The 24,800-nt window shown below is 67.0% G+C and carries 22 protein-coding genes; 16 read left to right on the top strand and 6 right to left on the bottom strand.

The genetic code is table 11. The features are described from left to right. Positions 1–61: 61 nt before the first annotated feature. The gene (locus C7I36_RS02425; RefSeq protein ID WP_106452141.1) at positions 62–985 is read left to right on the top strand and encodes a sugar ABC transporter substrate-binding protein; all 924 of its coding nucleotides are present in this window, start codon (positions 62–64) and stop codon (positions 983–985) included. Between the two features lie 163 nt (positions 986–1,148). Then, positions 1,149–2,423 carry a lactonase family protein gene (locus C7I36_RS02420; RefSeq protein ID WP_096779017.1) on the top strand — a complete coding sequence of 425 codons (1,275 nt, stop codon included), beginning with the start codon at positions 1,149–1,151 and terminating at the stop codon, positions 2,421–2,423. A 161-nt stretch (positions 2,424–2,584) separates the two neighbouring features. Here C7I36_RS02420 and C7I36_RS02415 read toward each other — a convergent pair whose 3' ends face one another. The 5 genes from C7I36_RS02415 to rraA (C7I36_RS02395) form a co-directional block, all read right to left on the bottom strand. Next, entirely contained in the window at positions 2,585–3,508 is a 924-nt protein-coding gene (locus C7I36_RS02415) for a GntR family transcriptional regulator (protein WP_096779018.1), read from the bottom strand. Between the two features lie 190 nt (positions 3,509–3,698). Next, a complete protein-coding gene (locus C7I36_RS02410; protein WP_219899580.1) occupies positions 3,699–5,363 on the bottom strand; it encodes a methyl-accepting chemotaxis protein in 1,665 nt (554 codons plus the stop codon). Positions 5,364–5,410: 47 nt separating this feature from the next. Beyond that, complete coding sequence (locus tag C7I36_RS02405) at positions 5,411–6,178, bottom strand: hydroxypyruvate isomerase family protein (RefSeq protein WP_106452139.1); 768 nt, start codon at positions 6,176–6,178, stop codon at positions 5,411–5,413. A gap of 5 nt (positions 6,179–6,183) precedes the next feature. Beyond that, positions 6,184–6,852: an aspartate/glutamate racemase family protein gene (locus tag C7I36_RS02400; RefSeq protein ID WP_096779021.1), complete on the bottom strand. Its 669-nt coding sequence runs from the start codon at positions 6,850–6,852 to the stop codon at positions 6,184–6,186. Between the two features lie 17 nt (positions 6,853–6,869). Next, entirely contained in the window at positions 6,870–7,352 is a 483-nt protein-coding gene (rraA, locus tag C7I36_RS02395) for a ribonuclease E activity regulator RraA (RefSeq protein WP_106452138.1), read from the bottom strand. Positions 7,353–7,601: 249 nt separating this feature from the next. On the opposite strand from rraA (C7I36_RS02395), the gene C7I36_RS02390 reads away from it, so the two are divergent. The 9 genes from C7I36_RS02390 to C7I36_RS02350 all read left to right on the top strand — a co-directional run bounded on the left by C7I36_RS02390 (position 7,602) and on the right by C7I36_RS02350 (position 18,146). Continuing rightward, positions 7,602–8,672, top strand: a complete 1,071-nt coding sequence (locus C7I36_RS02390) for an isocitrate/isopropylmalate dehydrogenase family protein (protein ID WP_106452137.1) — start codon at positions 7,602–7,604, stop codon at positions 8,670–8,672. A 73-nt stretch (positions 8,673–8,745) separates the two neighbouring features. Continuing rightward, the gene (otnK, locus tag C7I36_RS02385; protein ID WP_096779024.1) at positions 8,746–10,014 is read left to right on the top strand and encodes a 3-oxo-tetronate kinase; all 1,269 of its coding nucleotides are present in this window, start codon (positions 8,746–8,748) and stop codon (positions 10,012–10,014) included. Next, the gene (otnC, locus tag C7I36_RS02380; protein WP_096779025.1) at positions 10,011–10,646 is read left to right on the top strand and encodes a 3-oxo-tetronate 4-phosphate decarboxylase; all 636 of its coding nucleotides are present in this window, start codon (positions 10,011–10,013) and stop codon (positions 10,644–10,646) included. The genes otnK and otnC overlap by 4 nt, the downstream gene beginning before the upstream one ends. A 9-nt stretch (positions 10,647–10,655) precedes the next feature. After that, positions 10,656–11,540 (top strand): LysR family transcriptional regulator, encoded by an 885-nt coding sequence (locus C7I36_RS02375; protein ID WP_198401844.1) that lies wholly within the window; start codon positions 10,656–10,658, stop codon positions 11,538–11,540. Between the two features lie 126 nt (positions 11,541–11,666). Then, positions 11,667–14,354 carry an aconitate hydratase AcnA gene (acnA, locus tag C7I36_RS02370; RefSeq protein WP_219899579.1) on the top strand — a complete coding sequence of 896 codons (2,688 nt, stop codon included), beginning with the start codon at positions 11,667–11,669 and terminating at the stop codon, positions 14,352–14,354. A 31-nt stretch (positions 14,355–14,385) separates the two neighbouring features. Next, on the top strand, positions 14,386–14,868 hold the full coding sequence (gene rraA, locus C7I36_RS02365; protein ID WP_106452136.1) for a ribonuclease E activity regulator RraA: 483 nt from the start codon (positions 14,386–14,388) through the stop codon (positions 14,866–14,868). A gap of 334 nt (positions 14,869–15,202) precedes the next feature. Further along, the gene (locus tag C7I36_RS02360; protein WP_106452135.1) at positions 15,203–16,189 is read left to right on the top strand and encodes a Bug family tripartite tricarboxylate transporter substrate binding protein; all 987 of its coding nucleotides are present in this window, start codon (positions 15,203–15,205) and stop codon (positions 16,187–16,189) included. Further along, a complete protein-coding gene (locus C7I36_RS02355) occupies positions 16,186–16,629 on the top strand; it encodes a tripartite tricarboxylate transporter TctB family protein (RefSeq protein WP_106452134.1) in 444 nt (147 codons plus the stop codon). Before C7I36_RS02360 ends, C7I36_RS02355 begins: the two co-directional genes overlap by 4 nt. After that, a complete protein-coding gene (locus C7I36_RS02350) occupies positions 16,629–18,146 on the top strand; it encodes a tripartite tricarboxylate transporter permease (protein ID WP_106452133.1) in 1,518 nt (505 codons plus the stop codon). Before C7I36_RS02355 ends, C7I36_RS02350 begins: the two co-directional genes overlap by 1 nt. A 367-nt stretch (positions 18,147–18,513) precedes the next feature. Here C7I36_RS02350 and C7I36_RS02345 read toward each other — a convergent pair whose 3' ends face one another. Next, entirely contained in the window at positions 18,514–19,404 is an 891-nt protein-coding gene (locus C7I36_RS02345) for a dihydrodipicolinate synthase family protein (protein ID WP_106452132.1), read from the bottom strand. Positions 19,405–19,675: 271 nt separating this feature from the next. Here C7I36_RS02345 and C7I36_RS02340 point away from each other — a divergent pair, with 271 nt between their 5' ends. The 5 genes from C7I36_RS02340 to C7I36_RS02320 all read left to right on the top strand — a co-directional run bounded on the left by C7I36_RS02340 (position 19,676) and on the right by C7I36_RS02320 (position 24,576). Further along, the gene (locus C7I36_RS02340; protein WP_106452131.1) at positions 19,676–20,761 is read left to right on the top strand and encodes a fatty acid desaturase family protein; all 1,086 of its coding nucleotides are present in this window, start codon (positions 19,676–19,678) and stop codon (positions 20,759–20,761) included. Positions 20,762–20,785: 24 nt separating this feature from the next. Further along, entirely contained in the window at positions 20,786–21,100 is a 315-nt protein-coding gene (locus tag C7I36_RS02335; protein WP_106452130.1) for a MocE family 2Fe-2S type ferredoxin, read from the top strand. 7 nt (positions 21,101–21,107) lie between these two features. Beyond that, the gene (locus C7I36_RS02330; protein WP_106452129.1) at positions 21,108–22,340 is read left to right on the top strand and encodes an NAD(P)/FAD-dependent oxidoreductase; all 1,233 of its coding nucleotides are present in this window, start codon (positions 21,108–21,110) and stop codon (positions 22,338–22,340) included. Beyond that, positions 22,337–23,176, top strand: a complete 840-nt coding sequence (locus C7I36_RS02325) for a sugar phosphate isomerase/epimerase family protein (protein WP_106452128.1) — start codon at positions 22,337–22,339, stop codon at positions 23,174–23,176. The genes C7I36_RS02330 and C7I36_RS02325 overlap by 4 nt, the downstream gene beginning before the upstream one ends. A 389-nt stretch (positions 23,177–23,565) precedes the next feature. Next, positions 23,566–24,576, top strand: coding sequence for a LacI family DNA-binding transcriptional regulator (locus C7I36_RS02320; RefSeq protein WP_106452127.1), 1,011 nt, complete (start codon positions 23,566–23,568; stop codon positions 24,574–24,576). The last annotated feature ends 224 nt before the right edge of the window (positions 24,577–24,800 follow it).

Genomic DNA, 24,800 nt, shown 5'->3' with positions numbered 1-24,800 from the left:
GCCGAGGTCAAAACAGGGAGAACGACCGATGAACCTTCGCTTTGCTACAAGGAGTAACACCATGAAACTCAAGAAACTGACACTGGCTTCCGTCCTGGCCGCCACCCTGCCGTTCGGCGCCCAGGCCGACAACATCCGCATCGGGGTGGCCATGGCCCAGTTCGACAACAACTTCCTGACCCTGATCCGCCAGGCCATGCAGGCGAAGGTGGCCGAGCTGGAGGGGGTCGAGGTCCAGTTCGAGGATGCCAAGACCGACGTGGGCCAGCAACTGCAGCAGGTGGAGAGCTTCGTCAACCAGAAGCTGGATGCCATCATCGTCAACCCGGTGGACACCCAGGCGGTGGCGCCCGTCATCAAGCGGGTGCAGGAGGCCGGCATCCCCATGGTGTTCGTCAACCTCAAGCCCGAGGTCGCGCTGCCCGATGGCATCAGCTACGTGGGCTCCGACTCCAAGGTGGCCGGGGTGCTGCAGATGGAATACGTCGCCGAGCAGCTGGGCGGCAAGGGCAACGTGGCCATCCTGATGGGCGAACTGGCCCATGAGTCGGCCCGCGACCGCACCAACGGGGTGGAGGAAGTGGCGGCCAAATACCCGGACATCAGGATCATCGCCAAGGAAACCGGCCGGTGGACCCGCAAGGAGGGCATGGACGTCACCAGCAACTGGCTGCTGTCCGGCTACGAGATCGACGCCATCGTCGCCAACAACGACGAAATGGCCATCGGCGCCATCATGTCCCTGGGCCCGTCCCGGGTGAAGAAGGTGATCGTCGGCGGCGTGGACGCCACCCCCGACGGCCTGGCCTTTTTGGACCGGGGCATGCTGGGCGTGACCGTGTTCCAGGACGCCAAGGGCCAGGGCACGGCCGCCATCGACACCGCGGTCAGGATGGCCAGGGGCGAAGCGGTGGAGAAGGAGATCATGATCCCCTTCGAACTGGTCACCACCGACAATTACAAGGACTACGTAGGACGCAACTGAGTAAAACGGGCCCCGTGCGGGGCCCGATGTCATTTCCACGCCCAATCCCCGGCGGTCTCGCCATTATTACGGCAAGGTGTATTTTTTGTTTTAAAAGTGCAAAATCGGTGTTATTAATCCTTCTGCATTTATAAGTGTAAAAATTCAGATAAGAATATTTGTGATGACACTGACCAAGACACTGCCGGCGGTTTTGCTGGGCTCGGTGCTGGCGTCGCCGGCGCCGGGCCTGCAGGCCCAGCAACCGACAACCCAAGAGGATGCCATGACCCTTTACGCCAGCCTGGGCGAGCAACTGCTGCATTATTCCCTGGATACCCGGACCGGAACCCTGGCCGCGAGGGGGCAGCCGGTCCTGCTGCCGGCCAACCTGCAATTTGCCGTGGCCGACCGGGAGGGCCGCTTCCTCTATACCGTCTCCAGCAACGCCGGCTCCGGCACCCTGGGGGCCAGCGGCGATACCCACCTGCTCGGGGCCTTTCGCATCGACGCGCACAGCGGCAGCCTGACTCCCTGGGGGGAGTCGGCAGTGCTGCCGGAGCGGCCCATCCACCTTACCCTGGATCACGGCGGCGAGTACGCGCTGACCGCCTTCAACCAGTCCGGTACCCTGAGTGTGCACAAAATCGACGAGGAGGGCGGCATAGGCCCGCAGGTGGCCCAGGCCACGGCGCCGGATGCCGGTATTTTCACCCATCAGGTGATGGTCACGCCGGACAACGGCACCGTCGTCGCCCTGGCCCGGGGCAATGACGCCATCGGCGAGCGGGCGGAGGAGCCGGGCAGCATCAACAGCTTCCGCTTCGAGCAGGGGCAACTGACCCCCTTGTCCCGGGTGGAGATGGCGCCCGGGCTGGGGCCGCGCCATCTCGCCTTCCATCCTACCCAGCCCTGGGTTTATGTGGCGATAGAGAGGGGCAGCAAGTTGTTCATGTATCCGCTCACCGCGGGCGGCACCCTGGCACCGGAGCCTTTGTACCGCAAGGAAGCGCTGCGCGACATGGCCAACGAGCACCGCCATCGCCAGAAGGGCGGTGTGCTGCAGTTCCACCCCAACGGCCGCTATCTCTACGTGGCCAACCGCGCCGATGGGGAGAAGGTGGTGGGCGACAAGAAGGTGCTGGCCGGCGGCGAGAACACCATGGCGGTGTTCCGGATCGATCCGCACAGCGGCGAGCCCGAGCTTGTCCAGCATCTGGACACCCAAGGGATAGAGGCGCGCACCTTCAAGGTTGATCCCAGCGGCCAATGGTTGGTGGTGGCCAACCAGAAGAGCCTGTGGGTGGAGCAGGGCGACGAGCTGGTGTGGGTGCCCGCCAATTTCGCCGTATTCCGCATTGCACCGGACGGCACCCTGAGCTTTGTACGGAAATACGATATCGACGATGCCGGGCGCTGGCTGCTGTGGATGGATATTATCCCCGGGCCCGCCTTGTAGGATCGAATTTATTCGACCGAACACGACACGATCCCACCCGTAGGGTCGAATTATTCGATCAAACCACCGCACCTGTGGTGGGGTGGTCCACTGAAGTGGACCCTACGGTTGGGGCTTTCGACGGATGGCGGGGCACGACCCTACCGTCGGGCTACCCGGCCTTATTTGCCCTTTTCGCTGATTTCCGCCAGGTATTCCTCGCGCAGCTGCAGGATAGGCGATTTTTCGGCGAAGGAGCCGCTCAGGTGGCGGCGCATCAGGTGGGCCGCTTCCAGGTTGTCGCCCCGCTCCACCAGCTCGATCATCTGCACATGCTCCTTGCACTGGCGGTACATCCGCTGGCGGTTGACCATGGCCCGGTATTCCAGCAGCCGGCGCATCTTGTTGAGCTGCACCAGTATCATGTGGTAGATGGGATTGCCGGACAGCTTGATGAACTCCTCGTGGAAGTGCACCCCCGTCTTGATCAGCACGTCCGCGGGCAGGGTTTCGATGCCGCCGTCGAGCAGTTCCTGCTGGTCTTTTTTCAGCTTTTTCAGTTTCTCGGGATCGTGCCGGTAGCCGGGCTCCAGCAGGGCGGCGGGCTCGATCAGCGAACGCACCTTGTAGATCTGCTCCAGGGTTTCCGGTGTCTTGGCCACGTTCAGGAAACGCCAGCCATAGCCCGGCTTCTGCTCCGCCCAGCCGACCCGCGACGCCAGGTTCAGGATATCGATCACCTGCACCTTGGTCAGGTGGTAGCGCTGGCGCAGGAACTGCTCGGTCACCTCTTCGGGAATGGCGTCGTTGAGCCAGTCTTCCGCCATCCGGTAGTATTCTTCCGGCTCTTCCAGGGAGACGACCCTGTCCTTGTCCGCCAGGGGTTCAACGGGCGGATCGATGACGAAAAAGCCCCGGTTGGGCAACTGCTCCAGGTAGCCTTGCTCGGCCAGCACCATCAGCGCCTCGCGGGCGGGGGAGCGCGATACCTGGAAGTCGTCCGCCACTTTCTGCCCGCTGAGGTGGCTGCCCACACCCAGCTCGCCCAGCTGTATCCTCTGTTTGATGGTGGCGACGATGCGTTGTACTAGGGTGCTTGAGCTCATAATCCGGTTACTTGGTGTTGAAGGAAAAGGTGAGACGGCGTCGTCCGAAGGGGGTCGCTAGCTGCGTCCGTTCGCGTCCGGCCATTATTGCCAAAAAGGGGAGCGAACACCAGCCGGCCCGGCAACAAAGCCGGGCCAAGTGACTGATGGACATGGTACTTGCGGGTCCGGTGCGGCGTCGAACTGCCCGTCATCCTGCGCCGCGCCCCATGCCCGGGGTATCGGGAGCCCGGATGCTGAACTGCCCGACCATGCCGTTCATGTCGGCCGCCAGGGCGGCGAGGCCCTGCGCCGCCTCCCGGGTCTGGGCCGCCCCCTGCGCCGAGCGGCTGGACAGCTGGCGGAGATTGTCCAGGTTGTGCTCCACCGCGCTGGCCGTCTGCACCTGGGCCACCACGGCCTCGGTGATCCGGCGGTTGTTGGTGTTGATGTCGTCGCTGGCGGTGAGGATCCGTGCCAGCAGTTGCTGGGTATGGGCGGCCAGCTCCAGGCTGTGGTGGGTCTTTTCGCTGCTGTTGCGCATCAGCTCCACCGCCGCGCCGGTACTTCCCTGGATCCGGCTGATCATCCCTTCTATCTCCCCGGTCGAATGGGCGGTGCGTTGCGCCAGGGCCCGCACCTCGTCCGCCACCACGGCGAACCCCCGGCCGCGGTCGCCGGCGCGGGCCGCCTCGATGGCGGCGTTGAGGGCGAGCAGGTTGGTCTGCTCGGCGATGTGGTTGATCACGTCCAGCACCTTGCCGATGTCCTGGGCCTGGGCGGCCAGTTGCTCCACATGGCGGTGGCTGGCCTGCAGATCCCCGTTCAGGGCGCTGATGGCGGCCAGGGTGCCGTCCATGCTGCGCCGCCCCTGGTCGGCCAGCGCGCGGGAGTCCTCCGACAGCGCCAGGGTCTGCTGGGCGTGATGGGCCACCCGCTCGACGGTGGCGGTCAGCTCGGTGACCGCGGACGCCGCCGAACCGATCTCCCGGTGCTGTTGCTGCAGGTCGTCGCTGCTTTCATCCGTCGCGGATTGCAACTGGTCTGCGGAAACGGCGAGCCTGGTAGAGGTGCCGGCCAGCTGTTGCAGGGCATGGAGCAGGCTCTGCTGCATCTTGCCCAGTGCCCGCAACAGGAAGGCTGCCTCATCGCGTCCACTCTGGTCGATGGGCCGGGTCAGATCCCCGGCGGCGACCACGCCGGCGATGTCGGCCGCCTCGCGCAGCGGCTGGACGATGCTGCGGATCAGCAGCCAGGCCACTACCAGGGTGCCGGCGCAACTCAGCAGCACCACCGCCAGGACGCCGTTGAAGGCATCCCGAAACGCCAGGTGCGAACGCTCACCGGCCCCGTCGGCACCGGTCTGGGCGGCCGTCGCCAGGGTCTGGAAAACGCCCGCCATCTGGTCATAGGCGTCCCGGACCAGCAGCAGGTAAAGGGCGGCGCCTTCCTTGTCGCCGCCGCGGGACAGGGCCAGCAGCTCCCGGCTGATCTGCTCGTAGGTGTTCAGGCTGGTGGTAAAGGCGGCCAACTGCGCGACCTCCCGCTCGTCCTGCAGCAGGGCGGCGTAGTCCGTCATCAGGCGCCGCAGCCGGCTCAACTGGCGGGCCGTGTCGCCTTCGTATAACGCCATTTCCTCCTCCCGCGGGGAGAGGATATGCAGCATGGCGCCCATGCGGTAGCGGTTGAGGGCGCTGTCGGCATTGGCGAGCAGGCTCACCCGTTGCAGCCAGTTGTCCTTGATATCCAGCCCATGCCGCTGCAGCCGGTCCATCTGCACCAGGGCGAAGGTGCCCAGCAGCATGCCGAGCAGGGCGATGATGGCAAAGCCGAGCAGGGCCCGATGGGCAATCCTGAATTGTCGTAGCAAATGCACAAGCCGCTCCATTAGTTTGATGGGTGGATACTTCCCTGTCATAGGTATCATCGGCCAGCCATATAGGCCGCGAGCCAGCCCAGTCCGGCTTCCGTGCCGTTGTGCGGGTGGTATTCGCAGCCGATCCAGCCTGGGTAGCCGCGCCGCTCCAGCAGGGCGAACAGGGCGGGAAAGTCCAGGCGGCCGGTGCCGGGCTCGTGCCGGCCCGGGTCGTCGGCCACCTGCACATGGCCCAGGCGCGGCCACCAGGCGTCCAGCAGGGCGAGGGGATCGCCGCCCAGCCGGCTGGCGTGGTAGCTGTCGAAGATCAGCCCCAGGCCGGGGGAGTCGACTGCGTCGAACAGCCACTCGGCCCGCTCGAACCGGCTCATGAAGTAGCCGGGGGCGCTGGCCTCGCCGATCACCTCGATCAGGCTCTGGATGCCCTGATCGGCGAAAAACGCCACCGCATAGCGGATGTTGTCCAGGTAGGTTGTGGCGTCGGCCGGCTCATCCGGCCCCGCGCAGCCGGACATCAGGTGCAGGCGGCGGCAGCCCAGGCGGCGGGCGTAGTGCAGGGCCTGGTGCAGGCCTTCGCGAAATTCCTCCTTGCGCCCGGCCAGGGCCGCCAGCCCCTTGCCGTCGCCCATGGGGGTGGCGAACTGCACCAGTTGCAGCTGGTGGCGGGCGAGCAGTTCGGCCAGCTCGCCGGCATCCTGTTCATAGGGGGAGGGGAACTCCACGGCGCGGTAGCCGGCCGCCGCCGCCGCGCCGAAGCGCGCCGCAAAAGGCACTTCCGTGAACTGAAAACCGAGGTGGGCACTGAAGTTGAGCATGGCGGCTATCCCCTCCGGGCGGCGAGGGCCTGGCGCATCCCCAACACGGCGCTGTCGGTGGTGGCGAGCACGGGCACGGCACTGACGGCACGCACGGCCGGCAGCGCCGAGACCATGGAAAACTGGGCGAAACAGATGATGTCGACGCCTTCGATGCGGGCCGCCATCTCGGCCAGCAGGGCATCGTGGCGCGGGGCATCCCCCGCCCGCAGCGCCTGCATGGCCTCGGGGCAGACGAAGGCGCTGAGTTCCAGTGCTTTGCCGACGGCGGCCGCGTGGGCATGGAACTCCTCGCTCATCGAGCCGATGGAGGGCTCGAAGCTGGCCAGGATGGCGATGCGCCGGGCCTGGGCCACGGCCTCCTCGATCATGGCCTGGTTGGGCTTGAGCACCGGGATGGACAGGGCCTGCTGGCATTGTTCGATGGCCTCGCCGAAGGCCGAGCAGGTGAACAGGATGCCGTCCGCGCCGGCACCGTCGGCGTAGCGGGCCAATTCCAGGAAACGCCCCCTGAGCGCGGCGGTGAGCCGTCCTTCGGCGGCCAGATCCCGCGACAGGGCGTCTTCCAGCAGGTTGGCCAGCTCCGCCTCGGGCCAAAGGCGGGCGAAGGCCTGGTTGATGGGCTCCACGGCGACCGGGGTGGCGTGGATCAGAAAAATACGGGGTGCTGTCATCGTCATCGCTCCTGGGGCTACTGGCCGGCGGGGGTATCGAGCACGATAACCCCGTCTTCGTCGGCGTAGATCCGGTCGCCGTCGGTGATGGACTGGCCACCGATGTCCACCGCCAGGCCGACCTGGCCTTCGTCCCGCTTGACCGACTTGCGCGGCGAGGTGCCCAGCGCCTTGATGGCGATGTTCAGCCCGGCGAGGGCCGCCTTGTCGCGGATGCAGCCGTTGATGATCACGCCCGCCCAGCCGTTGTTCAGCAGATCTTCCGCGATCACGTCGCCCAGCAGGGCGCAGCGGTGGCTGCCGCCGCCGTCGACCACCAGCACCCGGCCTTCGCCCGGCTGCATGCTCAGCGCCTTGATGCGCGAATTGTCCTCGAAGCATTTCACTGTGATGGCGGGGCCGGCGCAGCGGGCGCGGGCGCCGAAGTCGATAAGGGGCAGCGCCACTACGCGCGCCTGGTCGCCGTGCTCGTCACAGAGATCCGTGGTGTTGAATGTCATTTTCCCTCCTGGGCCATTGCGGTTGGTCGAATCGTTAAAAGAGTTGCCTATATTGTATTTTCATGCAATAAAATGCAATATGTTCGTGGCGCGGAACGGAGTCCATCTCCCGTTTGTGTGATGAACATTTCATTTTTACGTGCAACCAGGCAGATGTCCCACGGTCGCCGGGTCATTCGCGGAGCTTGACGCCGCGGCAATCGACCCCGTCATGGACAGCCTGAGATCAACCCATGTTAGGAGAGTGTGATGCGAATTCTGGTTCTTCCCTGTGATGGTATCGGCCCCGAGATTGTCCAGTCGTCCATGTCTGTGCTGCAGGCGGTGAACGGCAAGTTCAACCTGGGTCTGCAGTTCGATTACGACGACGTGGGCTTCAAGAGCCTCGAACAATACGGCACCACCCTGCGCGACGAGGTGCTGGAAAAAGCCAAGGCCTACGACGGCATCATCCTCGGTACCCAGTCCCACGCGGATTACCCCGCGCCGGAAAAGGGCGGGCGCAATGTGTCGGCGGGCTTCCGTATCGGGCTGGATCTCTACGCCAACGTGCGCCCGGCCCGCACCCGTCCCTTCCTGGCCTCCAACATGAAGGAAGGGAAGAGCATGGACCTGGTGATCATGCGCGAGGCCACCGAGGGCTTTTACCCGGATCGCAACATGACCCGCGGCTGGGGCGAGGTGATGCCGAGCCCCGACATGGCGCTGTCCACCCGCAAGATCACCCGCCACTGCAGCGAGCGCATTGCCCGCCGGGCGTTCGAGCTGGCCATGAAGCGCAACAAGAAGGTCACCGCCATCCACAAGTCGAACAGCTTCCACATGACCGACGGACTCTTCCTGGAGTGCGTGCGCGACGTGGCCAGGGATTTCCCCGAGGTGGCGCTCGACGATCTGCTGGTCGACGCCTCCACCGCCCACCTGGTGCGCAGCCCCGAGCGCTTCGACGTGCTGGTGGCCACCAACTTCTACGGCGACATCATCAGCGACCTGGCCAGCGAGCTGTCCGGCAGCCTGGGCCTGGCCGGCTCCATGATGGCCAGCGACACCCACTGCTGCGCCCAGGCCCAGCACGGCTCCGCCCCCGACATCGCCGGCCAGGACAAGGCCAACCCGGTGTCGATGATACTGTCGGTGGCCATGCTGCTGGACTGGATGGGCGAGCACCACGGCAAGCCAGCCCTGTCGGAAGCGGCCCGGGTCATGGAGCAGGCGGTGGACCGGGTGCTGGAAGATCCCGCCCGCCGCACCGCCGATCTCGGCGGCCGGCTCGGTTGCCGCGCCTTCGGCGAGGCGGTGGCCGAGGTCATCAACGGCTGACGGACCCGGCTCATGGATTGAACCCCGTGACGGGCCGGCTTCAGGCCGGCCCGTCCATAAAAAGGAGAAGACGGTGAACAAACCCTTGCTCGGCTGCATTGCCGACGATTTTACCGGCGGGACGGATCTGGCCAGCACCCTGGTCGCCAGCGGCATGCGCACGCTGCAGGTGATCGGGGTGCCGCGCGAGCCGGTACCCGCCGATATCGACGCCATTGTCATTGCCCTCAAAACCCGCACCCAGCCCGCCGGCGAGGCGGTCGCGGACTCGCTAGCCGCCCTGGACTGGCTCAAGGCCGCCGGCTGCCGGCAGTTTTTCTTCAAGTACTGCTCCACCTTCGATTCCACCCCCCAGGGCAATATCGGGCCGGTGGCGGATGCCCTGCTGGCCGCGCTGGAGTGCCGCTTCGCCCTGGCCTGCCCGGCCTTTCCCGCCAACCAGCGGACCCTGTACCAGGGCTACCTCTTCGTCGGTGACCTGTTGCTGAGCGAATCCGGCATGCGCCACCACCCCCTGACCCCCATGACCGACGCCAACCTGGTGCGGGTGCTGCAGCAGCAGACCGCGAGACCGGTGGGGCTGGTGCCCTGGCGCACCGTCTCCCGCGGGGCGACGGCCATCCGGGCCGCCTTCGACCAGCTCGAACAGGCGGGGCATGGCTACGCCATCGTCGACGCCCTGGACGACCAGCATTTGCGGGCCATCGGCGAGGCCGCCGCCGGGCACCGGCTGATCACCGGGGGCTCGGGGGTGGCGCTGGGCCTGGCGGAGAACTTCCGCCGCGCGGGCCTGCTGGGCGATAACCGGCAGGCCGGTGAGCTGCCCGGGCTGGAAGGGCCGTCGGCGGTGCTGTCCGGCAGTTGTTCGCTGGCGACCAATGCCCAGGTGGAGCACTGGCAGCGCCACAGGCCCAGCTTTCAGCTGGATCCGCGGTACCTGGCCGAGGGGCGGGATCTGGTGGCGGAGGCGCTGGCCTGGGCCGCGCCCCTCGTCGCCCGCGAGCCGGTGCTGATCTACGGCAGTGCCCGGCCGGAGCAGGTCAGGGCCGCCCAGGAGCAACTGGGCGCGGCCCGGGCCGGGGAGCTGGTCGAGCAGGCGCTGTCCCGCATCGCGGTGGGGCTACGGGAGCTGGGCGTGAGCAAGCTGGTGGTGGCCGGCGGCGAAACCTCGGGCGCCGTGGTCAAGGCGCTGGAGGTGCGCGCCCTGCGCATCGGCGCCCTCATCGATCCCGGGGTGCCCTGGACCCGGACCCTGGGCGACCGGCCCCTGCTGCTGGCGCTGAAATCGGGCAATTTCGGCTCCGTCGACTTTTTCGAGAAAGCCCTGGGGAGAGTGGAATGAACGAACACAAGCAACGGGAAGAGATAGTGCTGCTCGGCAAGTCCATGTACGACCGCGGCCTGACCCACGGCGGCACGGGCAACATCAGCGTCCGGCTGAACGATGGCTGGCTGCTGACGCCGACGGGCTCGTCCCTGGGCCGGCTGGATCCGGCCCGGCTGTCGAAGCTGGACTGGCAGGGGCGCCATATCGGCGGCGACCTGCCGTCCAAGGAGGCCATGCTGCACCTGGCCATGTACCAGGAGCGGCCGGTCAGCGGCGCCGTGGTGCACCTGCACTCGACCCATTCGGTGGCGGTGTCGGTGCTGGATCAGCTGGATCCGGAGGACGTGCTGCCGGCCATCACCGCCTACTACGCCATGCGGGTCGGCAAGCTGCCCCTGGTGCCCTATTACGCGCCCGGGGACCCCGCCCTGGCCGAGGCGGTGCGGCGCTTTTCCGGCCGGCACCATGCCATGCTGCTGGCCCACCACGGCCCCGTCGTGGCCGGCTCGGATCTGCATGCCGCGGTGGATGCGACCGAGGAACTGGAAGCCACGGCCCAGCTGTTCCTGCTGTTGTTCCAGCACAAGTTCAAAACCCTGACGCCGGAGCAGGTGGCCGATCTGCAACGCCGTTTCGCCAAGCGCTAGGAGGCCGCCATGATGCGCTACGACCTGCTCAGCCTGGAGATCTTCATGGCCGTGGCCGAGCAACGCAACCTGACCCGGGCCGCCGAGCGTTGCCACCTGGCCACCTCGGCGGTGAGCAAGCGCATCAGCGAGCTGGAGGCCAGGGTGGGGGCGCCGCTGTTCGTCCGCGCCCCCCGGGGCATGGAGCTGACCCCGGCCGGCCAGTCGCTGCACCATCATGTGCGGCAGCTGCGCGCGACCCTGCAGCAGATGGACAGGGAGCTGAGCGAATACGGTGCCGGCGTCACGGGCCACCTGCGCCTGCACGCCATCACCTCGGCCCTGGCCCAGCAGCTGACCCTCGACATTGCCGGCTTTATGCAGGCCCATCCGATGATCCGCTTCGACATCGAGGAGGGGGTCGGCACCGGCGTGGTGACGGCGGTGGCCGACGGCCGCGCCGATCTCGGCATCATCGCCGAGCAGACGCCGACCCTGGGGCTGGCCAGCCGGCCCTACCGCAGCGACGAACTGGTGCTGGTGATGGCGGCCCGCCATCCCCTGGCGGAGCGTACCCGGGTGAGCCTGGCCGAGGCCCTGCCGTACGAATTTATCGGCTCCCATCCGGACAGCTCCCTGCAGCAGCTGCTGTCGGTCCAGGCCGCCCTGCTGGGCCAGGCGCTGCGCCAGCGGGTGCGGGTCGGCAGTTTCGAGTGCATGTGCCGCATGGCGGCGACCAACCTGGGCATCTGCCTCTTGCCTCGGGATGTGGCGGCATCGCACCGGCAGGCCCTCGACCTGCGCCTGGTGGGCCTGGAAGACGGCTGGGCGCGCCGGCAGCTGCTGCTGGTCGCCCGGGACTTCGGCCAGTTGCCGGCGGTGGCGCACAGCTTTGTCGAGCACCTCTGCGGCTAGCGTTCGCCGTTGGCGAACGCGGGCTTGGCCAATGCTCAATTTTCACGGCCCCGGGGCCTTTCTAGAATCAAGCCCAACCCGGTCCTCCGGCGAGGATCCCTGGCAAATTTGGTAATGGTGATACCCATGATGTTGACAAACCCCAGTCCCGACCACCTCAGCGAGCTGCAGATCGACGGCCGGCGCTACGCCTACGTGGATCTGCACAAGCTGCTCGAGCCGGCGGCGCTGTGCCGCCTGCCTTATTCCCTGCGTATCCTGCTCGAGAACGTGGCGCGCTGCTCTCCCGAGATGCTGGACGAGGTGCTCGCCTGCGCCCGGGGCCAAGGGGCCGCCTGCGAGGTGCCCTTCTACCCCAACCGCCTGATGTTCCACGACACCACCTGCCTGCCGGCGCTGGCCGACTTTGCCGGCATGCGCGACCGGGTGGCGGAGCTGGGCGGCGATCCCGGCGCGATGAACCCCATGATACCGGCGGTGCTGACCATCGATCACTCGGTCATCGTCGAGCACTATGCCGAGGAAGCGGCGGTGGAGCGCAACCTGGACATCGACTACCGCCGCAACGGCGAGCGTTACCGCTTCATCAAGTGGGCCCAGCAGAGCCTGGACAACTTCAGGGTGGTGCCGCCGGGCACGGGCATCATCCACCAGGTGAACATGGAATCCCTCGGCACCGTGGTGTGGGAGAGCCGCACCGAAGACGGCACGCCGCTGCTGCACCCCGACGACATGGTGGCCACCGACAGCCATACCCCGATGATCAACGCCATCGGCATCCTCGGCTGGGGCGTGGGCGGGCTGGAAGGGCAGGCCGCCATGCTGGGCGAGCCGGTGCCGATCCGCTTTCCCGAGGTGATCGGCATCCGCCTGCGCAACCGGCTGCGCCCCGGGGTCACCGCCACCGATCTGGCGCTCAAGGTCACCGAGCTGCTGCGTCGCAAGGGGGTGGTGGGCAAGTTCGTCGAATTCTGCGGCCCGGGCCTGGCGGAGCTGGGCTGGGCGGCGCGTGGCACCCTGTCCAACATGGCGCCGGAATACGGCGCCACCGTGGTGTTCTTCCCCTTCGACGACGTCACCATGGAGTACATGGAGCTGACCGGTCGAAGCCCCGGGCTGCGCGCGCAGATCCGCGCCTACCTCGAGGCCCAGGGGCTGTGGCGGCGGGATGCGCTGCCGGAGCCCGAGTTCGCCGAGCTGATCGAGCTTGATCTGGCGGACATCGCCCCGGCGGTGGCCGGCCCGCACCAGCCCCACCAGTGGCAGCCGGTGGCCGAGGCCGGTGCCTCCTTTCGGCGCGAGGTGCTGGGCCTGGGCGAGGGGGTGATCGCCGGCACCCTGGACCCGGACGCCCGCTTTGTCGAGCCGGCCTTCGGCGAGGCGCTGGGGCACGGCGCCGTGTCCATCGCCGCCATCACCAGCTGCACCAATACCGCCAACCCGGCGCAGATGATCCAGGCCGGGCTGCTGGCCCGCAACGCCCGCCGCCGCGGCCTGCGGCCCAAGCCCTGGGTCAAGACCTCGCTGTCGCCGGGTTCCCGGGTGGTGGCGGACTACCTGGAGCAGGCCGGGCTGCTGGCGGACTTTGCCGCCCTCGGCTTCTCCCTGGCCGGCTTCGGCTGCATGACCTGCATCGGCAACTCCGGCGCCCTGGAGCCGCGGCTGGACCAGCTGGTGGAGCAGGGGCTCAGGACGGCGGTGGTGCTGTCGGGCAACCGCAACTTCGAAGGCCGGGTCAACCCCAGGGTCCAGGCGGGCTACCTGGCCTCGCCGGCGTTGGTGGTGGCCTACGCCCTCATCGGTACCGTCAACACCGACCTGACCTGCGCTCCCCTGGGGGTGGACGAGGAGGGGCGGGAGGTCTACCTGCACGAGCTGATGCCGGGCGAGGAGGAAATCCAGCAACTGGTGGCTGCCAGCCTGCACCCGGAGCAGTTCGCCCGGCGCAACGCCAGCCTGTGGGACGGCACCCATCACTGGCGGGAGCTGTCGGCCGAGGGCAGCGTGCGCTTTCCCTGGGATCCGGGGTCCACCTACCTGCGCCGCCCCCTCTATACCCAGGCCATCGCGCCCGCGCCCGGGGCCAGCCTGGCCATCGACAACGCCCGCGCCCTGCTGGTGCTGGGCGACAACGTCACCACCGATCATATCTCGCCGGCCAGCGCCATTCCGGCCGACAGCCAGGCCGGCCGCTGGCTGCTGGCGCGGGGCGAGTCGCCGCGGGATCTCAACCAGTATTCCACCCGCCGCAGCAACCACGAGGTGATGATGCGCGGCGCCTTCGTCAACCGGGCGGTGCAGAACCGGCTGCTGCCGGAGCAGCCCGGCGAGGGCGGCTGGGCCAGGGCGGCGGACGGCCGGCTGCTGCCGGTGTACGAGGCGGCGCTGAGCTACACGGCCGAGGCGGTGCCCCTGGTGGTGTTCGCCGGCTTCAACTACGGCGCCGGCTCCAGCCGCGACTGGGCCGCCAAGGCGCAGGCCACCCTGGGGGTGCGGGCGGTGGTGGCGCAAAGTTTCGAGCGTATCCACCGCAGCAACCTGATCGGCATGGGGGTGTTCCCCATCGAGTTCGAGCCCGGCATCGATGCCGCGCGGCTGGCGCTGAAGGGTGACGAGCGGTTGTCGTTTGGCGGCCTGGACGCGCTGGCGGTGGGCAGCAATGCGGTGGAGCTGAAGATTGACCGGGCCGACGGCCGTTTCGAACGAGTCTGGCTGCGGCTGCGGATCGACTCTCGCCAGGAACTGCGCTACCTGAGCCAGGGGGGCATCCTGCCCTACGTGGTGCGTAAGGTCACCGCCGACACCCATAACTGATTCATATGGACAACAAGAAGAGGACACAGGCATGAACACAACGGAATTATGCGATCGGCTGGGCGAGCGCATCGGCTTCCTCACTCCCCGGCTGCGGGATCTGGGCGGCCGGCCGCGCTTCGCCGGCGAGGTGGTCACGGTGAAATGCTTCGAGGACAGCTCCCGCATCAAGGAACTGATTGAAACACCGGGGCAGGGCAAGGTGATGGTGGTGGACGCCGGCGGCAGCGAGCGCTGCGCGGTGTTCGGCGACATGAGCGCCGCCACCGCCATCCGCAACGGCTGGGAGGGCTTCGTCATCTATGGCTATATCCGCGACGCCGAGCCCATCGCCCAGATGGATCTGGGCATGCGCGCCCTGGGCGTGGTGCCCATGGGCTCGACCCGGCGCGGCCTGGGGCTGACGGAACTGGCCATCGACATCCAGGGCGTGCGCTGCCAGCCCGGCGACTACCTGGTGGCGGACGAGGATGGAGTGGTGGTGGTGCCCGCGGCCCTGGCGGCCGGGGCCTGACTCCCTGGTTTTTACCGGGCAGTCCCGCTAGTGACGGCTCCGGATGACGGGATAAAGGCGCGCTTAAGTTCACTCTGGTGCTGGCCGGACGAGGACCCGGCTCCGTTTGGCGTCGGGCAATACAGTGGCGGGATGCGCGGGTGCATTATGATCTAAGTCATGTATTGTATTTTTAGTTTTAAAAGTGCAATTACAATGTTGACGATGCGTTAAATCAAGAGTAAATTGCATTTTAAGGCGTAAATGTACAGTTAATTGAGGGGCCCCGGCCTGGTACTGCGCTTAACCCTTATCTCCGAGAGATAAATCGTGTGTAACAAGGAAGGACAAACCTATGCATGTAAACAATCTGAAAATGATAGCCGCGGCAGCCTGCCTGCTTTCCACCAGCCAGGTGATGGCGCTCGAAGCCCCCAAGCGGGTCGAGTGCATCGCCCCGGCCGGTCCCGGCGGCGGCCTGGATTTTATCTGCCGTAGCATCGGCAAGGCGCTCAATGATCAAGGCGTCGTCAGCGGCAACATCCAGGTGACCAACATGCCCGGCGGCGGCCACGGCGTCGGTTTTGCCCATACCGTGTCCAAGCGCAAGGGCGACGCCGGGGTGTTTGTGGCCACCAGCACCGGCACCGTTACCCGCCTGGCCCAGAACGCCTACCCGGGCCTGGATTCCTCCATGGTCAACTGGGCGGCGGCCATGGGTGCCGAGCCGGGGGTGATAGCAGTGCGCAAGGACTCACCCTACCAGTCGCTGAACGAGGTGCTCGATGCCCTCAAGCAGGATCCGGGCAGCGTGACCTTCGCCGGCGCCAGCCCGCTCGGCGGGGACGACAACCTGCGGGTGCTGCTGACCGCCAAGCGGGCCGGCGTCGACAAGATCAAAGAGCTGCGTTACCTGTCGTTCAACAACGGCGGCGATGCCCTGGTACAGGTGGTGGGCGGTCATACGGACGTCTTTACCGGCGACCTGTCCGAATCCCTGGGCTTTTTCGAATCCGGCGATCTGCGCATCCTGGCGGTGCTGGCGGACGAGCGGCTGGAGGGCAAGCTGGCCTCGGTGCCCACCGCCAAGGAGCAGGGGGTCGACGTGACCTGGCTGAACTTCCGCGGCGTCTATGTGGCGCCGGGCATCAGTGACGAGCAGTACAACTGGTGGCAGCAGACCTTCAGCAACCTGTATGAAACGCCCGAGTGGAAGCAGATCATGCAGCAGAACGGCCTGATCCCCTTCCACAAGACGGGGGCGGAGTTTACCGATTACATCAATGAACAAATCGGTGAAGTGCGCCAGATTTCACAAGAACTGGGGATCATCAAGTCATGATTAACGATCGCGTCCTGGGACTCCTGGGCTTGATCCTGGCCGTTATTTACGGCCTTCATGCCCAGGAGTTTCAACCGGCGTTCGGTAGCGGCGGGGCCATTGGCCCCTCCGCTTTTCCGACGCTGCTGGCCGTGTTGCTGGCCATCTCCTGCATCTACCTGATGGTGAAGCCCGATCCCGACGAAGCCTGGCCGCCCCTCAAGACCCTGGGTGAACTGGCGATCATCCTCGTCGTGCTGGTCGGCTTTGTGCTCATCCTCGAACCGGTCGGCTTCATCCTGTCCGCGGGACTGGCGATAGCACTGCTGGCCTGGCGCATGAGCGCCAAACTCAAACCGGCGGCCCTGGTCGGGTTTTGCAGCAGCGCGTTCATGTTCGCGCTGTTTACCTACGGGCTGGACCTGGCCCTCCCGGTGGGCACCTTGTGGGGAATGAACTGATGGATATCTTGCAGTTGCTGATGCAGGGCTTTGCGGTGGCCCTGACACCGGAAAATATCATGTATGCCCTGATCGGCGCCTTTCTGGGCACCCTGATCGGCTGCCTGCCGGGCCTGGGGCCCGCCAACGGCATCGCCATCCTGATGCCGCTGTGCTTTTCGCTGGGGCTGGGCGCCGACAGCGCGCTGATCATGCTCACCTCGGTCTATGCCGGTACCATGTACGGCGGCCGGATCTCTTCCATCCTGCTCAACATCCCCGGCGACGAGCCGGCGATGATGACCTGCCTGGACGGCTATCCCATGGCCCGCAAGGGCAAGGCGGCCGAGGCGCTGGCGCTGTCGGCCATCGCCTCCTTCATTGGCAGCTTCCTGGCGGTGATCGGCCTTATCATCATGGCGCCGCTGCTGGCCAGGTTCGCCCTGCACTTCGGCCCGGCGGAATATTTCGCGCTCTTTATCCTGGCCTTCGCCACCCTGGGCGGCATTACCGGCAAGAACCCGATGAAAACGGTGCTGGCCACCGCCCTCGGCTTGATGCTGTCGACCATCGGCGTCGACATGAACACCGGGGTGGAGCGTTTTACCTACGGCAACCTCCACCTGTACGAGGGGATCGAGTTTATCGTCATCATCGTCGGCTTGTTCGCGGTGTCGGAGCTGTTCATCTTTGTCGAGTCCCATGCCCGGGAAGGGCGGGACATGGTGAAGGTGGCCAAACTCAAGCTCACCGCCAGGGATATCTTCTTCGTATTGCCGACCGCGCTGCGGGGCAGCCTGCTCGGCTTTATCGCCGGGGTGCTGCCCGGTGCCGGCGCCTCGCTGGGCAGCTTTATCAGCTACACCCTGGAGAAGAAGGTGCAGGGCAAGAAGGGTCACTTCGGTGAGGGGGATCCCCGCGGCGTGGCCGCGCCCGAGGCCGGCAACAACGCCGCCGCCAACGGCGCCCTGGTGCCCATGCTGACCCTGGGCGTGCCCGGCAGCGGCACCACCGCCGTGCTGCTGGCGATGCTGGTCACCCTCAACATCCAGCCGGGCCCGCTGATGTTCCAGCAACACGCCGACGTGGTCTGGGGCGTGATCGCCGCCCTGCTGTTCGGTAACATACTGCTGCTGTTCATGAACATCCCGATGATCGGCCTGTTCGTGAAGATACTGTCGGTGCCGTCCAAGTACCTGATGCCGATGGTAACCATGGTGGCGGTGGTGGGGATCTACTCCATCAGCAACTCGACCACCGAGCTGTACATGATGATCGGCTTCGGTGTGCTGGGTTATGTGCTGCGCAAGCTCGACATTCCGCTGGTGCCGATCGTGCTGGGCACCCTGCTCGGGCCCACCATGGAAGTCAACCTGCGCAACGCCATGAGCCTGTCCGGCGGCGACGTCGGCATCCTGTGGAACAGTGGTATCGCCATTACCATCTGGAGCATCGCCATCATCGGCCTGCTGGCGCCGGTGGTAGTCGGCCCCCTGCTGCGCCGCAAGATGAAGGCCGCTCACGAAGTGGTGGAATAACAAGAAGATCTCGTTTGTTGCTGATGTTCAGCAAGGCCCCGCCGGTGATGGCGGGGCTTTTTTTTGTGTGTGGTGCGGGAGGCCGGGTCTTTGCCATCGGTAACCACGGACTCCGGCGATGCTCGTACCGGCCATGGTCGAGTTAACCCCGCAGTAACCGACGACACCCTCGTCGATGAACCGCCGAAGCATCTGCTGCCACTACACCTTTGACCAGAACGCATCGAGGGGAAACGCCGGGAGGTGCAGGAACTGGTGGAGCGCAGGCGGCCCGCCTGCTTTCGCGCGTAGCGGGACCTCTGGCCAGGAAAGCAGCGCGTCAGCCTCGGACATAATCCCTACGCGGGCCACCCTCCCTGCGGAGACCTTACGCCAACGCCAGCTCCGCCAGCCATTCGGCGAGCCGTTGCCGGTCGTGGCCGGCCAGGGTGTTGAGCGGCAGCGGCAGGCTGGGCGCCTCGGCCAGACCCAGCAGCTCGGCGGCGGTTGCGGTGACCCGCAGGCTGCCGTACTGGCGAAACAGCTCCCACATTGGCTGCAGCCGGCCGGACAACTGCAGGGCCCCGTGGGCGTCGCCGGCCCGGGCGGCCCGGGTGATGGCCAGGGCCGTCTGGGGGAAGAGGCCGCCTATTACCGAATACCAGGCCTCACAGCCGGCGTTCAGGCCCCTGGCGGCCAGGGCATCGCCGCTGACGCCTATGGTCAGGTGCGGGGGAAGCTGGGCACGCAGACGCTCGACGCGGGCCCGGGCGGCCTCGGCGTCGTCCGGCACGCCGGGGATCTTGATGGAGGCCACCCTCGGCAGCCCCGCTATCCGGCCGTGCAGCTCGTCGCTGAAGGTGAAGTGGGTCGTGCCGGGGTTGTCGTAGACACAGAGCGGCACGGACAGGGTGCGGGTCACGTCCCGGTACAGGCCGAATACCTCGTCGTCCGACAGTTTCTGGTACGACACGGGCGCCAGCAGCACGCCGGCGGCGCCCGCCTGCTGGGCGTCTTCGGCCAGGTCCTGCACGGCGCGGGTGCGCAGGGCGCCGATGCCGGCGATCACCGGCACCGTCCCCGCGTGCCGCACCGCCAGCTGCACGATACGGGCCCGTTCGGCCCGTGTGAGGTAGGCATAGTTCCCTGTCGAGCCGAGCACGCCGATGGAGTCGACCCCGGCGCCGGCCAGGCGTTCGACCAGGCGGACGAAGGCGTGCTCGTCGATGCCGCTCTCGTTCATGGGGGTGAGGGGAAATGCGCTGAGGCCTGCAAACATCTTGGTTTCTCCGGTGACAGGGTGGCGGGCAGGGATCACATACTAATGCCAATGCGCCCAGATGGCACATGCAGCTTGATGACACCGTTTTTGCCATGACCGCGTAAGCCGTTCCCTTTGTCCGCCTGTTTGGGCATGAGCGTTGCCTGTTTAGGTAAGCCCGAAGCCTTGATGCTTTTGCATCAACGCCGTGCTGTTTAACGGTTAACGCTTTGTTTACTTTTCCTGTCGAAGGGCCCGCCTGGGCCGCATAACGGACAGGGAGAGAGCAATGACAACACCCGCAAGCACACGCGATTACCGCCTTACCGGCCCGAGCGCCCGGGAGGCGGTGGCCCGGGGCCTGGCCTCGGCCCAGTGGTACCAGACCCCGGTACCGCGCAAAACCCTCAAGGCGCTGATGCAGCGCCAGGACCGCAGCGCCATCCGCGATACCCTGCTGTGGTGGGCGCTGCTGCTGCTGTTCGCCACGCTGGGCGTGCTGGCCTGGGGCAGCTGGCTGGCGGTGCCCTGTTTTCTGGTTTATGGCGTGCTGTACAGCTCGGCGTCGGACTCCCGTTGGCACGAGTGCAGCCACGGCACCGCCTTCCGCACCCCCTGGATGAACGATCTGGTCTATCGCCAGGCCAGCTTCATGATCTTGCGCGAGCCCACCGTCTGGCGCTGGAGCCACGCCCGCCACCACACCGACACCATCATCGTCGGCCTGGATCCGGAGATTAACGCGCCCCGTCCCACCCCGGTGCTGTGCCACCTGCTCGGGCTGCTGGCCATTCCCGCCGTGCTGGGCACCCTGCAAAGCCTGCTGCGCCACAGCGGCGGCCGGCTCACCGAGGACGAGCGGGCCTTCATTCCCGAGATGGAGTGGCCCAAAGTGTTCCAGCAGGCGCGCATGTACCTGGCCCTGCAGATGGCCGTGCTGCTGCTGGCGGTGGGGCTGCAGTCCTGGCTGCCGGTGATGCTGGTGGGGGTGCTGCCCACCATGTACGGCGCCTGGCTGGCCTATCTGTTCGGGCTGACCCAGCACGCCGGCCTGGCCGACAACGTGCTGGATCACCGCAAGAACAGCCGCACCATCCGCATGAACCCGGTGTTCCGCTTTATCTACTGGAACATGAACTACCACACCGAGCACCACATGTACCCCATGGTGCCCTATCACGCGTTGCCGGCCCTGCACGAGCAGATCAAGCACGATCTGCCGCCGGTGTATCCCAGCACCTGGGCGGCCCTGTGCGAACTGGTGCCGGCCCTGTGGCGCCAGCGCCGGGACCCGGATTATTTCGTCGACCGGCCGCTGCCGGCGGCGGCCGAACCACCCGCCGACGCCGATCTGCGTCCGGCCCATTCCCTGTAAGTCCCCCTGGGGGAGGAGAGCAAGATGAGCAACTGGATTGAAGTGTGCGCCTTCGACGATATCGACGAAGAGGATGTCATTCGGCTCGACCGCGGCGAGCGGACCCTGGCCATATACCGCAGCCCGGACGACGAGGTGTTCGCCACCGCCGGGCTCTGCACCCACGAGGCGGTGCACCTGGCCGACGGCCTGGTGATGGGCGACATCATCGAGTGCCCCAAGCACAACGGCCGTTTCAACTACAAGACCGGCGAGGCCAAGAACGCCCCCGCCTGCGTCCACCTCAAGACCTATGCCGCCAAAGTGGAAGGCGGCCGGGTCTACGTCTGCCTGGATTGAGGTGAGCATGGACGAGCGCATCATCATCATCGGCGTCGGCGAGGCCGGCATCCGCGCCGCCCTCACCCTGCGCCAACAGGGCTGCCGGACGCCGATCACCCTGTTCGGCGACGAGCCCCACGCCCCCTACGAACGGCCGCCCCTGTCCAAGGCCGGGGGCGGCGAGCCGGTGGCCATCGGCGACCTGGTGGCCATGGAACGGGTCGAGCTGCGCCTGGGCGAACGGGTGGAACATATCGACCGGGCCCATCGCCAGCTGGTTACCCGGCACGGCGAGCGCCTGCCCTACCGGCAACTGCTGCTGGCCACCGGCGCCCGTGCCCGGCGGCTGGTGCTGCCCGGCCTGGCGGCGGACGCGGCCCTGACCCTGCGCACCCTGGACGACGCCCGCCGCATCTTCGCCCGGGTGGCCCCGGGCAAAAGGGTGGTCATCGTCGGCGGCGGCTTCGTCGGCCTGGAGCTGGCTGCCGCCCTGATCGGCAAGGGCGCGCGGGTCAGCCTGCTCGAAAGCCAGCCCCGGCTGCTGCAGCGGGCGGTGCCGGCGGAACTGGCCCGCATCGTCGAGGAGGAGCACCGGGCGCGGGGCGTGGCGCTTTACCTGGGCGCGGGCATAGCGCGGGCCGAGCCCCGGGGCGAGGGCGCCCGGCTGACGCTCAATGACGGCCGCGAGCTCGAGGCCGAGCTGCTGGTGGCCGGCATCGGCGCCGAGCCCAACACCCAGCTGGCCGCCGGCGCGGGGCTGGCGCTCGACAACGGCATCGCCGTGGATGCCGAGCTTCGCACCAGCGATCCGGCCATTTTCGCCGCCGGCGACTGCTGCTCCTTTCCCCATGCCCTGTACCGGCAACAGCGGCTGCGGCTGGAGTCCTGGCGCTGCGCCCGGGAGCAGGGCGAAACCGCCGCCCTCAACATGCTGGGCGGCCGGCACGCTTACGCCCCGGCGCCCTGGTTCTGGTCGGATCAATTCGATCTGGGCCTGCAGATAGTGGGCCTGCCCCATCTGGCCGGCCGCACCCTGTGCCGGGAGCTGGGCGAGCGGGCCCGGCTGCTGTTCCACCTGGATCAGGACGGCCGCCTGCTGGCCGCGAGCGGCATCGGCCCCGGCAACGCCGTGGCCAAGGACATCAAGCTGGCCGAGCGGCTGATCAACCTGCGGGCCCGCCCCGATCCTGCGCTGCTCGCCGATCCCGGCGTCAGGCTCAAGCAACTGTTGTCCGCCACCACCGAGGAGGCCGCATGAAACTGTTGATCCTGCAATCCATGTGGGCCATGGAAAACATCCTGCCGGGCGGCGACACCCTGCCGCTGCCCGAGGCGGTCCGGCGCATTGCCGAGCACGGCTTTGCCGGGGTGACCGACCACTTTACCGATCGCCGCCACGTGCGGCGGCTGACCGCAGAGCTGCGGCCGCTGGGGCTGACCGCCGAGGCCCAGTGTTTCCCTAAAAGCGTGGACGAGCTGCAGCCGACCCTGGAGCTGGCGGCCGAGTTCGGCTGCCACCACGTCACCATCCAGCCCGATGTGCGCACCCGCGACAAGCAGGCGGCGCTGGCCCTGCTGCGGGGCTGGCAGCGGCTGGCGGAGCAGGTGGACTTTCCGGTGCTGGTGGAGACCCACCGCTACCGGCTGACCAACGATCTGTTCTTCACCCTGGAGCTGCTGGAGGAGCTGCCGAGCCTCCGCCTGGTGGGGGACTTGTCCCATTACGTGGCCGGGCACGAGTTGCCGCTGGTGGAGGGCGACCCCCAGGCCGAGGCACAGCTCAGGGAGATCATGCGCCACTGCCACGCCTACCACGGCCGGGTGTCCAACTGCGAGCAGGTGCAGCTGCCGATAAGCTTTGCCCAGCACCAACCCTGGCTGGAGCAGTACCGCCGGCTGTGGCACTGGGGCTTTGCCAACTGGTGCGCGCGGGCCGCCCCCGGCGACAGCCTGGCCTTCACCTGCGAGCTGGGCACCCGTCCCTATGCCATCACCGGCGCGGACGGGCAGGACATCACCGACCGCTGGGCCGAATCCCTGCAACTCAAGCAACTGGCCGAAACCATCTGGGCGGAAGTGGCGCCGCAAGCCTAGGCCCGTTGGAGCGCAGGCGGCCCGCCTGCATTCACGCGCAGCGTGAACCCTCGGGTTGGCTTACCACACCGCAGGTTTAAAAAGGCGCGGGTCAGAACAGGCATCGCGGGTTGGGCTGTGCCTTCCCCACCTCGGTGCCACCCTCATGCGGGCGGGCCGCCCGCGCCCCAAGACACAGCCTAAGTTTTAAACTATATGGCGTTCTAGGCTCGTTGGAGCGCAGGCGGCCCGCCTGCTTTTGCCGCGTAGCGGCAACCCTGGCAGGTGGCGCCGGTGCTGGATGCCGGTCAGCGCCTGCGCGGGCATGACGGGGAATACTGGATACTCGTTCCCCCCTTGTGCTGAAATGGCGGCCTTAGCGGCAACAACCTGATGCAAGGCGGAGCAGCGTGAAAAAAACCACCATCGTCGAGATCGCCGAACGGGCGGGCGTGGGCCGGGCCACGGTGGACCGGGTGCTGAACGAGCGGGGCAACGTCACCCCGGCCACCGCCGAGCGGGTATTGCGGGCGGCCCGGGAGCTGGGGCTGAAACGCACCCTGCCGGACGCCTGGCAGCCGCTGCGCCACCTGGAGGTGGTGCTCTGCGACAACGGCGCCAGCTTTTTCCGCCGGCTGGAGCAGGGCTTTGTGCGCGCCGCCGAGGTGCTCGGCAAGCGTCAACTGGTGCTGCACCGCACCCTGGTGCGCGAGCCGGAGCCGGAACGGCTGGCCCGGCTGCTGGAGCAGGCGGCGTCGCGGCGCGACGGCATCGTCCTGTTCGGCCCCGCCCATCCGGCGGTGGCGACGGCGGTCAACCGCGCCGGCCAGGCCGGCGTGCCGGTGGTCACCCTGGCTACCGTGCTGCCCAACACCCATCCGCTCTGCCATGTGGGCATCGATCAGTACGCCGCCGGGCGCACCGCCGGCTGGCTGCTCGGGCAACTGTGCCGGGAGCCGGGGGAGGTGCTGGTGGTGTGCGGCCGGCTGGAGCTGACCGCCCACCGGGAGCGGGTGCGCGGCTGCCTGGAGCGGTTGGCCCGGTCCAGCCCTCGGTTACAGCCCCGGGTGCTGGAAGGGCGCGAGCAGAACGAATTGATCGAATCCCTGGTGCGGGAGCGGCTGGCGGCGGGGGAGGTGGCCGGGCTGTACAACACCGGGCCCGGCAACGGCATCATCGCCGGCCTGCTGGAGCGGCGGCAGCTGGCCGGGCGCTGCGTTTTTATCGGCCACGAGCTGCACCCCACCACCCAGGCCCTGCTGCGCCAGGGCAAGATGCACCTGACCCTGGATCAAAACCCGGAGCTGCACGCCTTCCGCGCCCTGGAGCTGCTGATCTGCCACCTGGAACGGACCACCCCGCCCGCCGGCGGCGGCCGCATCGACTTCACCCTGTTCACCCCGGAAAACCTGGGTGACTGAGGACGCCGGATCGCGAGTGGCCGGCTTTGCCCCCACTTTGGCCCTTGTCGCCAGACGGGCCACCGCGGACGTCGGGATACGATGCTTTCGAGCCATCTTGAGCAAAATGTCGCTCAAAAAGCCAGATTCAATGATTTTTGAGCATAACTTTGCTCAATGAGCGGGGCAGCGACAGCTCAATCCTGGCGGTGTCCAACACCATCTTCAAACCCTTCGGCCTCGAG

The organism is Zobellella taiwanensis (genome assembly GCF_003012795.1).
Classification (GTDB): Bacteria; Pseudomonadota; Gammaproteobacteria; order Enterobacterales; family Aeromonadaceae; genus Oceanimonas; species Oceanimonas taiwanensis.
The sequence above is the reverse complement of the archived record's forward strand: the minus strand, read 5'-3'. Positions and strand labels throughout refer to the sequence as shown.

What these genes read in the sequence shown, in the direction of transcription:
- rraA (WP_106452138.1), bottom strand. Translation starts at nt 7,352, where the DNA reads ATGACATTCAACACCACGGATCTCTGTGACGAGCACGGCGACCAGGCG.
- C7I36_RS02400 (WP_096779021.1), bottom strand. Translation starts at nt 6,852, where the DNA reads ATGACAGCACCCCGTATTTTTCTGATCCACGCCACCCCGGTCGCCGTG.
- C7I36_RS02425 (WP_106452141.1), top strand. Translation starts at nt 62, where the DNA reads ATGAAACTCAAGAAACTGACACTGGCTTCCGTCCTGGCCGCCACCCTG.
- C7I36_RS02325 (WP_106452128.1), top strand. Translation starts at nt 22,337, where the DNA reads ATGAAACTGTTGATCCTGCAATCCATGTGGGCCATGGAAAACATCCTG.
- rraA (WP_106452136.1), top strand. Translation starts at nt 14,386, where the DNA reads ATGAACACAACGGAATTATGCGATCGGCTGGGCGAGCGCATCGGCTTC.
- C7I36_RS02360 (WP_106452135.1), top strand. Translation starts at nt 15,203, where the DNA reads ATGCATGTAAACAATCTGAAAATGATAGCCGCGGCAGCCTGCCTGCTT.
- C7I36_RS02375 (WP_198401844.1), top strand. Translation starts at nt 10,656, where the DNA reads ATGATGCGCTACGACCTGCTCAGCCTGGAGATCTTCATGGCCGTGGCC.
- otnC (WP_096779025.1), top strand. Translation starts at nt 10,011, where the DNA reads ATGAACGAACACAAGCAACGGGAAGAGATAGTGCTGCTCGGCAAGTCC.
- acnA (WP_219899579.1), top strand. Translation starts at nt 11,667, where the DNA reads ATGATGTTGACAAACCCCAGTCCCGACCACCTCAGCGAGCTGCAGATC.
- C7I36_RS02345 (WP_106452132.1), bottom strand. Translation starts at nt 19,404, where the DNA reads ATGTTTGCAGGCCTCAGCGCATTTCCCCTCACCCCCATGAACGAGAGC.
- C7I36_RS02350 (WP_106452133.1), top strand. Translation starts at nt 16,629, where the DNA reads ATGGATATCTTGCAGTTGCTGATGCAGGGCTTTGCGGTGGCCCTGACA.
- C7I36_RS02355 (WP_106452134.1), top strand. Translation starts at nt 16,186, where the DNA reads ATGATTAACGATCGCGTCCTGGGACTCCTGGGCTTGATCCTGGCCGTT.
- C7I36_RS02340 (WP_106452131.1), top strand. Translation starts at nt 19,676, where the DNA reads ATGACAACACCCGCAAGCACACGCGATTACCGCCTTACCGGCCCGAGC.
- C7I36_RS02330 (WP_106452129.1), top strand. Translation starts at nt 21,108, where the DNA reads ATGGACGAGCGCATCATCATCATCGGCGTCGGCGAGGCCGGCATCCGC.
- C7I36_RS02420 (WP_096779017.1), top strand. Translation starts at nt 1,149, where the DNA reads ATGACACTGACCAAGACACTGCCGGCGGTTTTGCTGGGCTCGGTGCTG.
- C7I36_RS02335 (WP_106452130.1), top strand. Translation starts at nt 20,786, where the DNA reads ATGAGCAACTGGATTGAAGTGTGCGCCTTCGACGATATCGACGAAGAG.
- C7I36_RS02405 (WP_106452139.1), bottom strand. Translation starts at nt 6,178, where the DNA reads ATGCTCAACTTCAGTGCCCACCTCGGTTTTCAGTTCACGGAAGTGCCT.
- C7I36_RS02415 (WP_096779018.1), bottom strand. Translation starts at nt 3,508, where the DNA reads ATGAGCTCAAGCACCCTAGTACAACGCATCGTCGCCACCATCAAACAG.
- C7I36_RS02390 (WP_106452137.1), top strand. Translation starts at nt 7,602, where the DNA reads ATGCGAATTCTGGTTCTTCCCTGTGATGGTATCGGCCCCGAGATTGTC.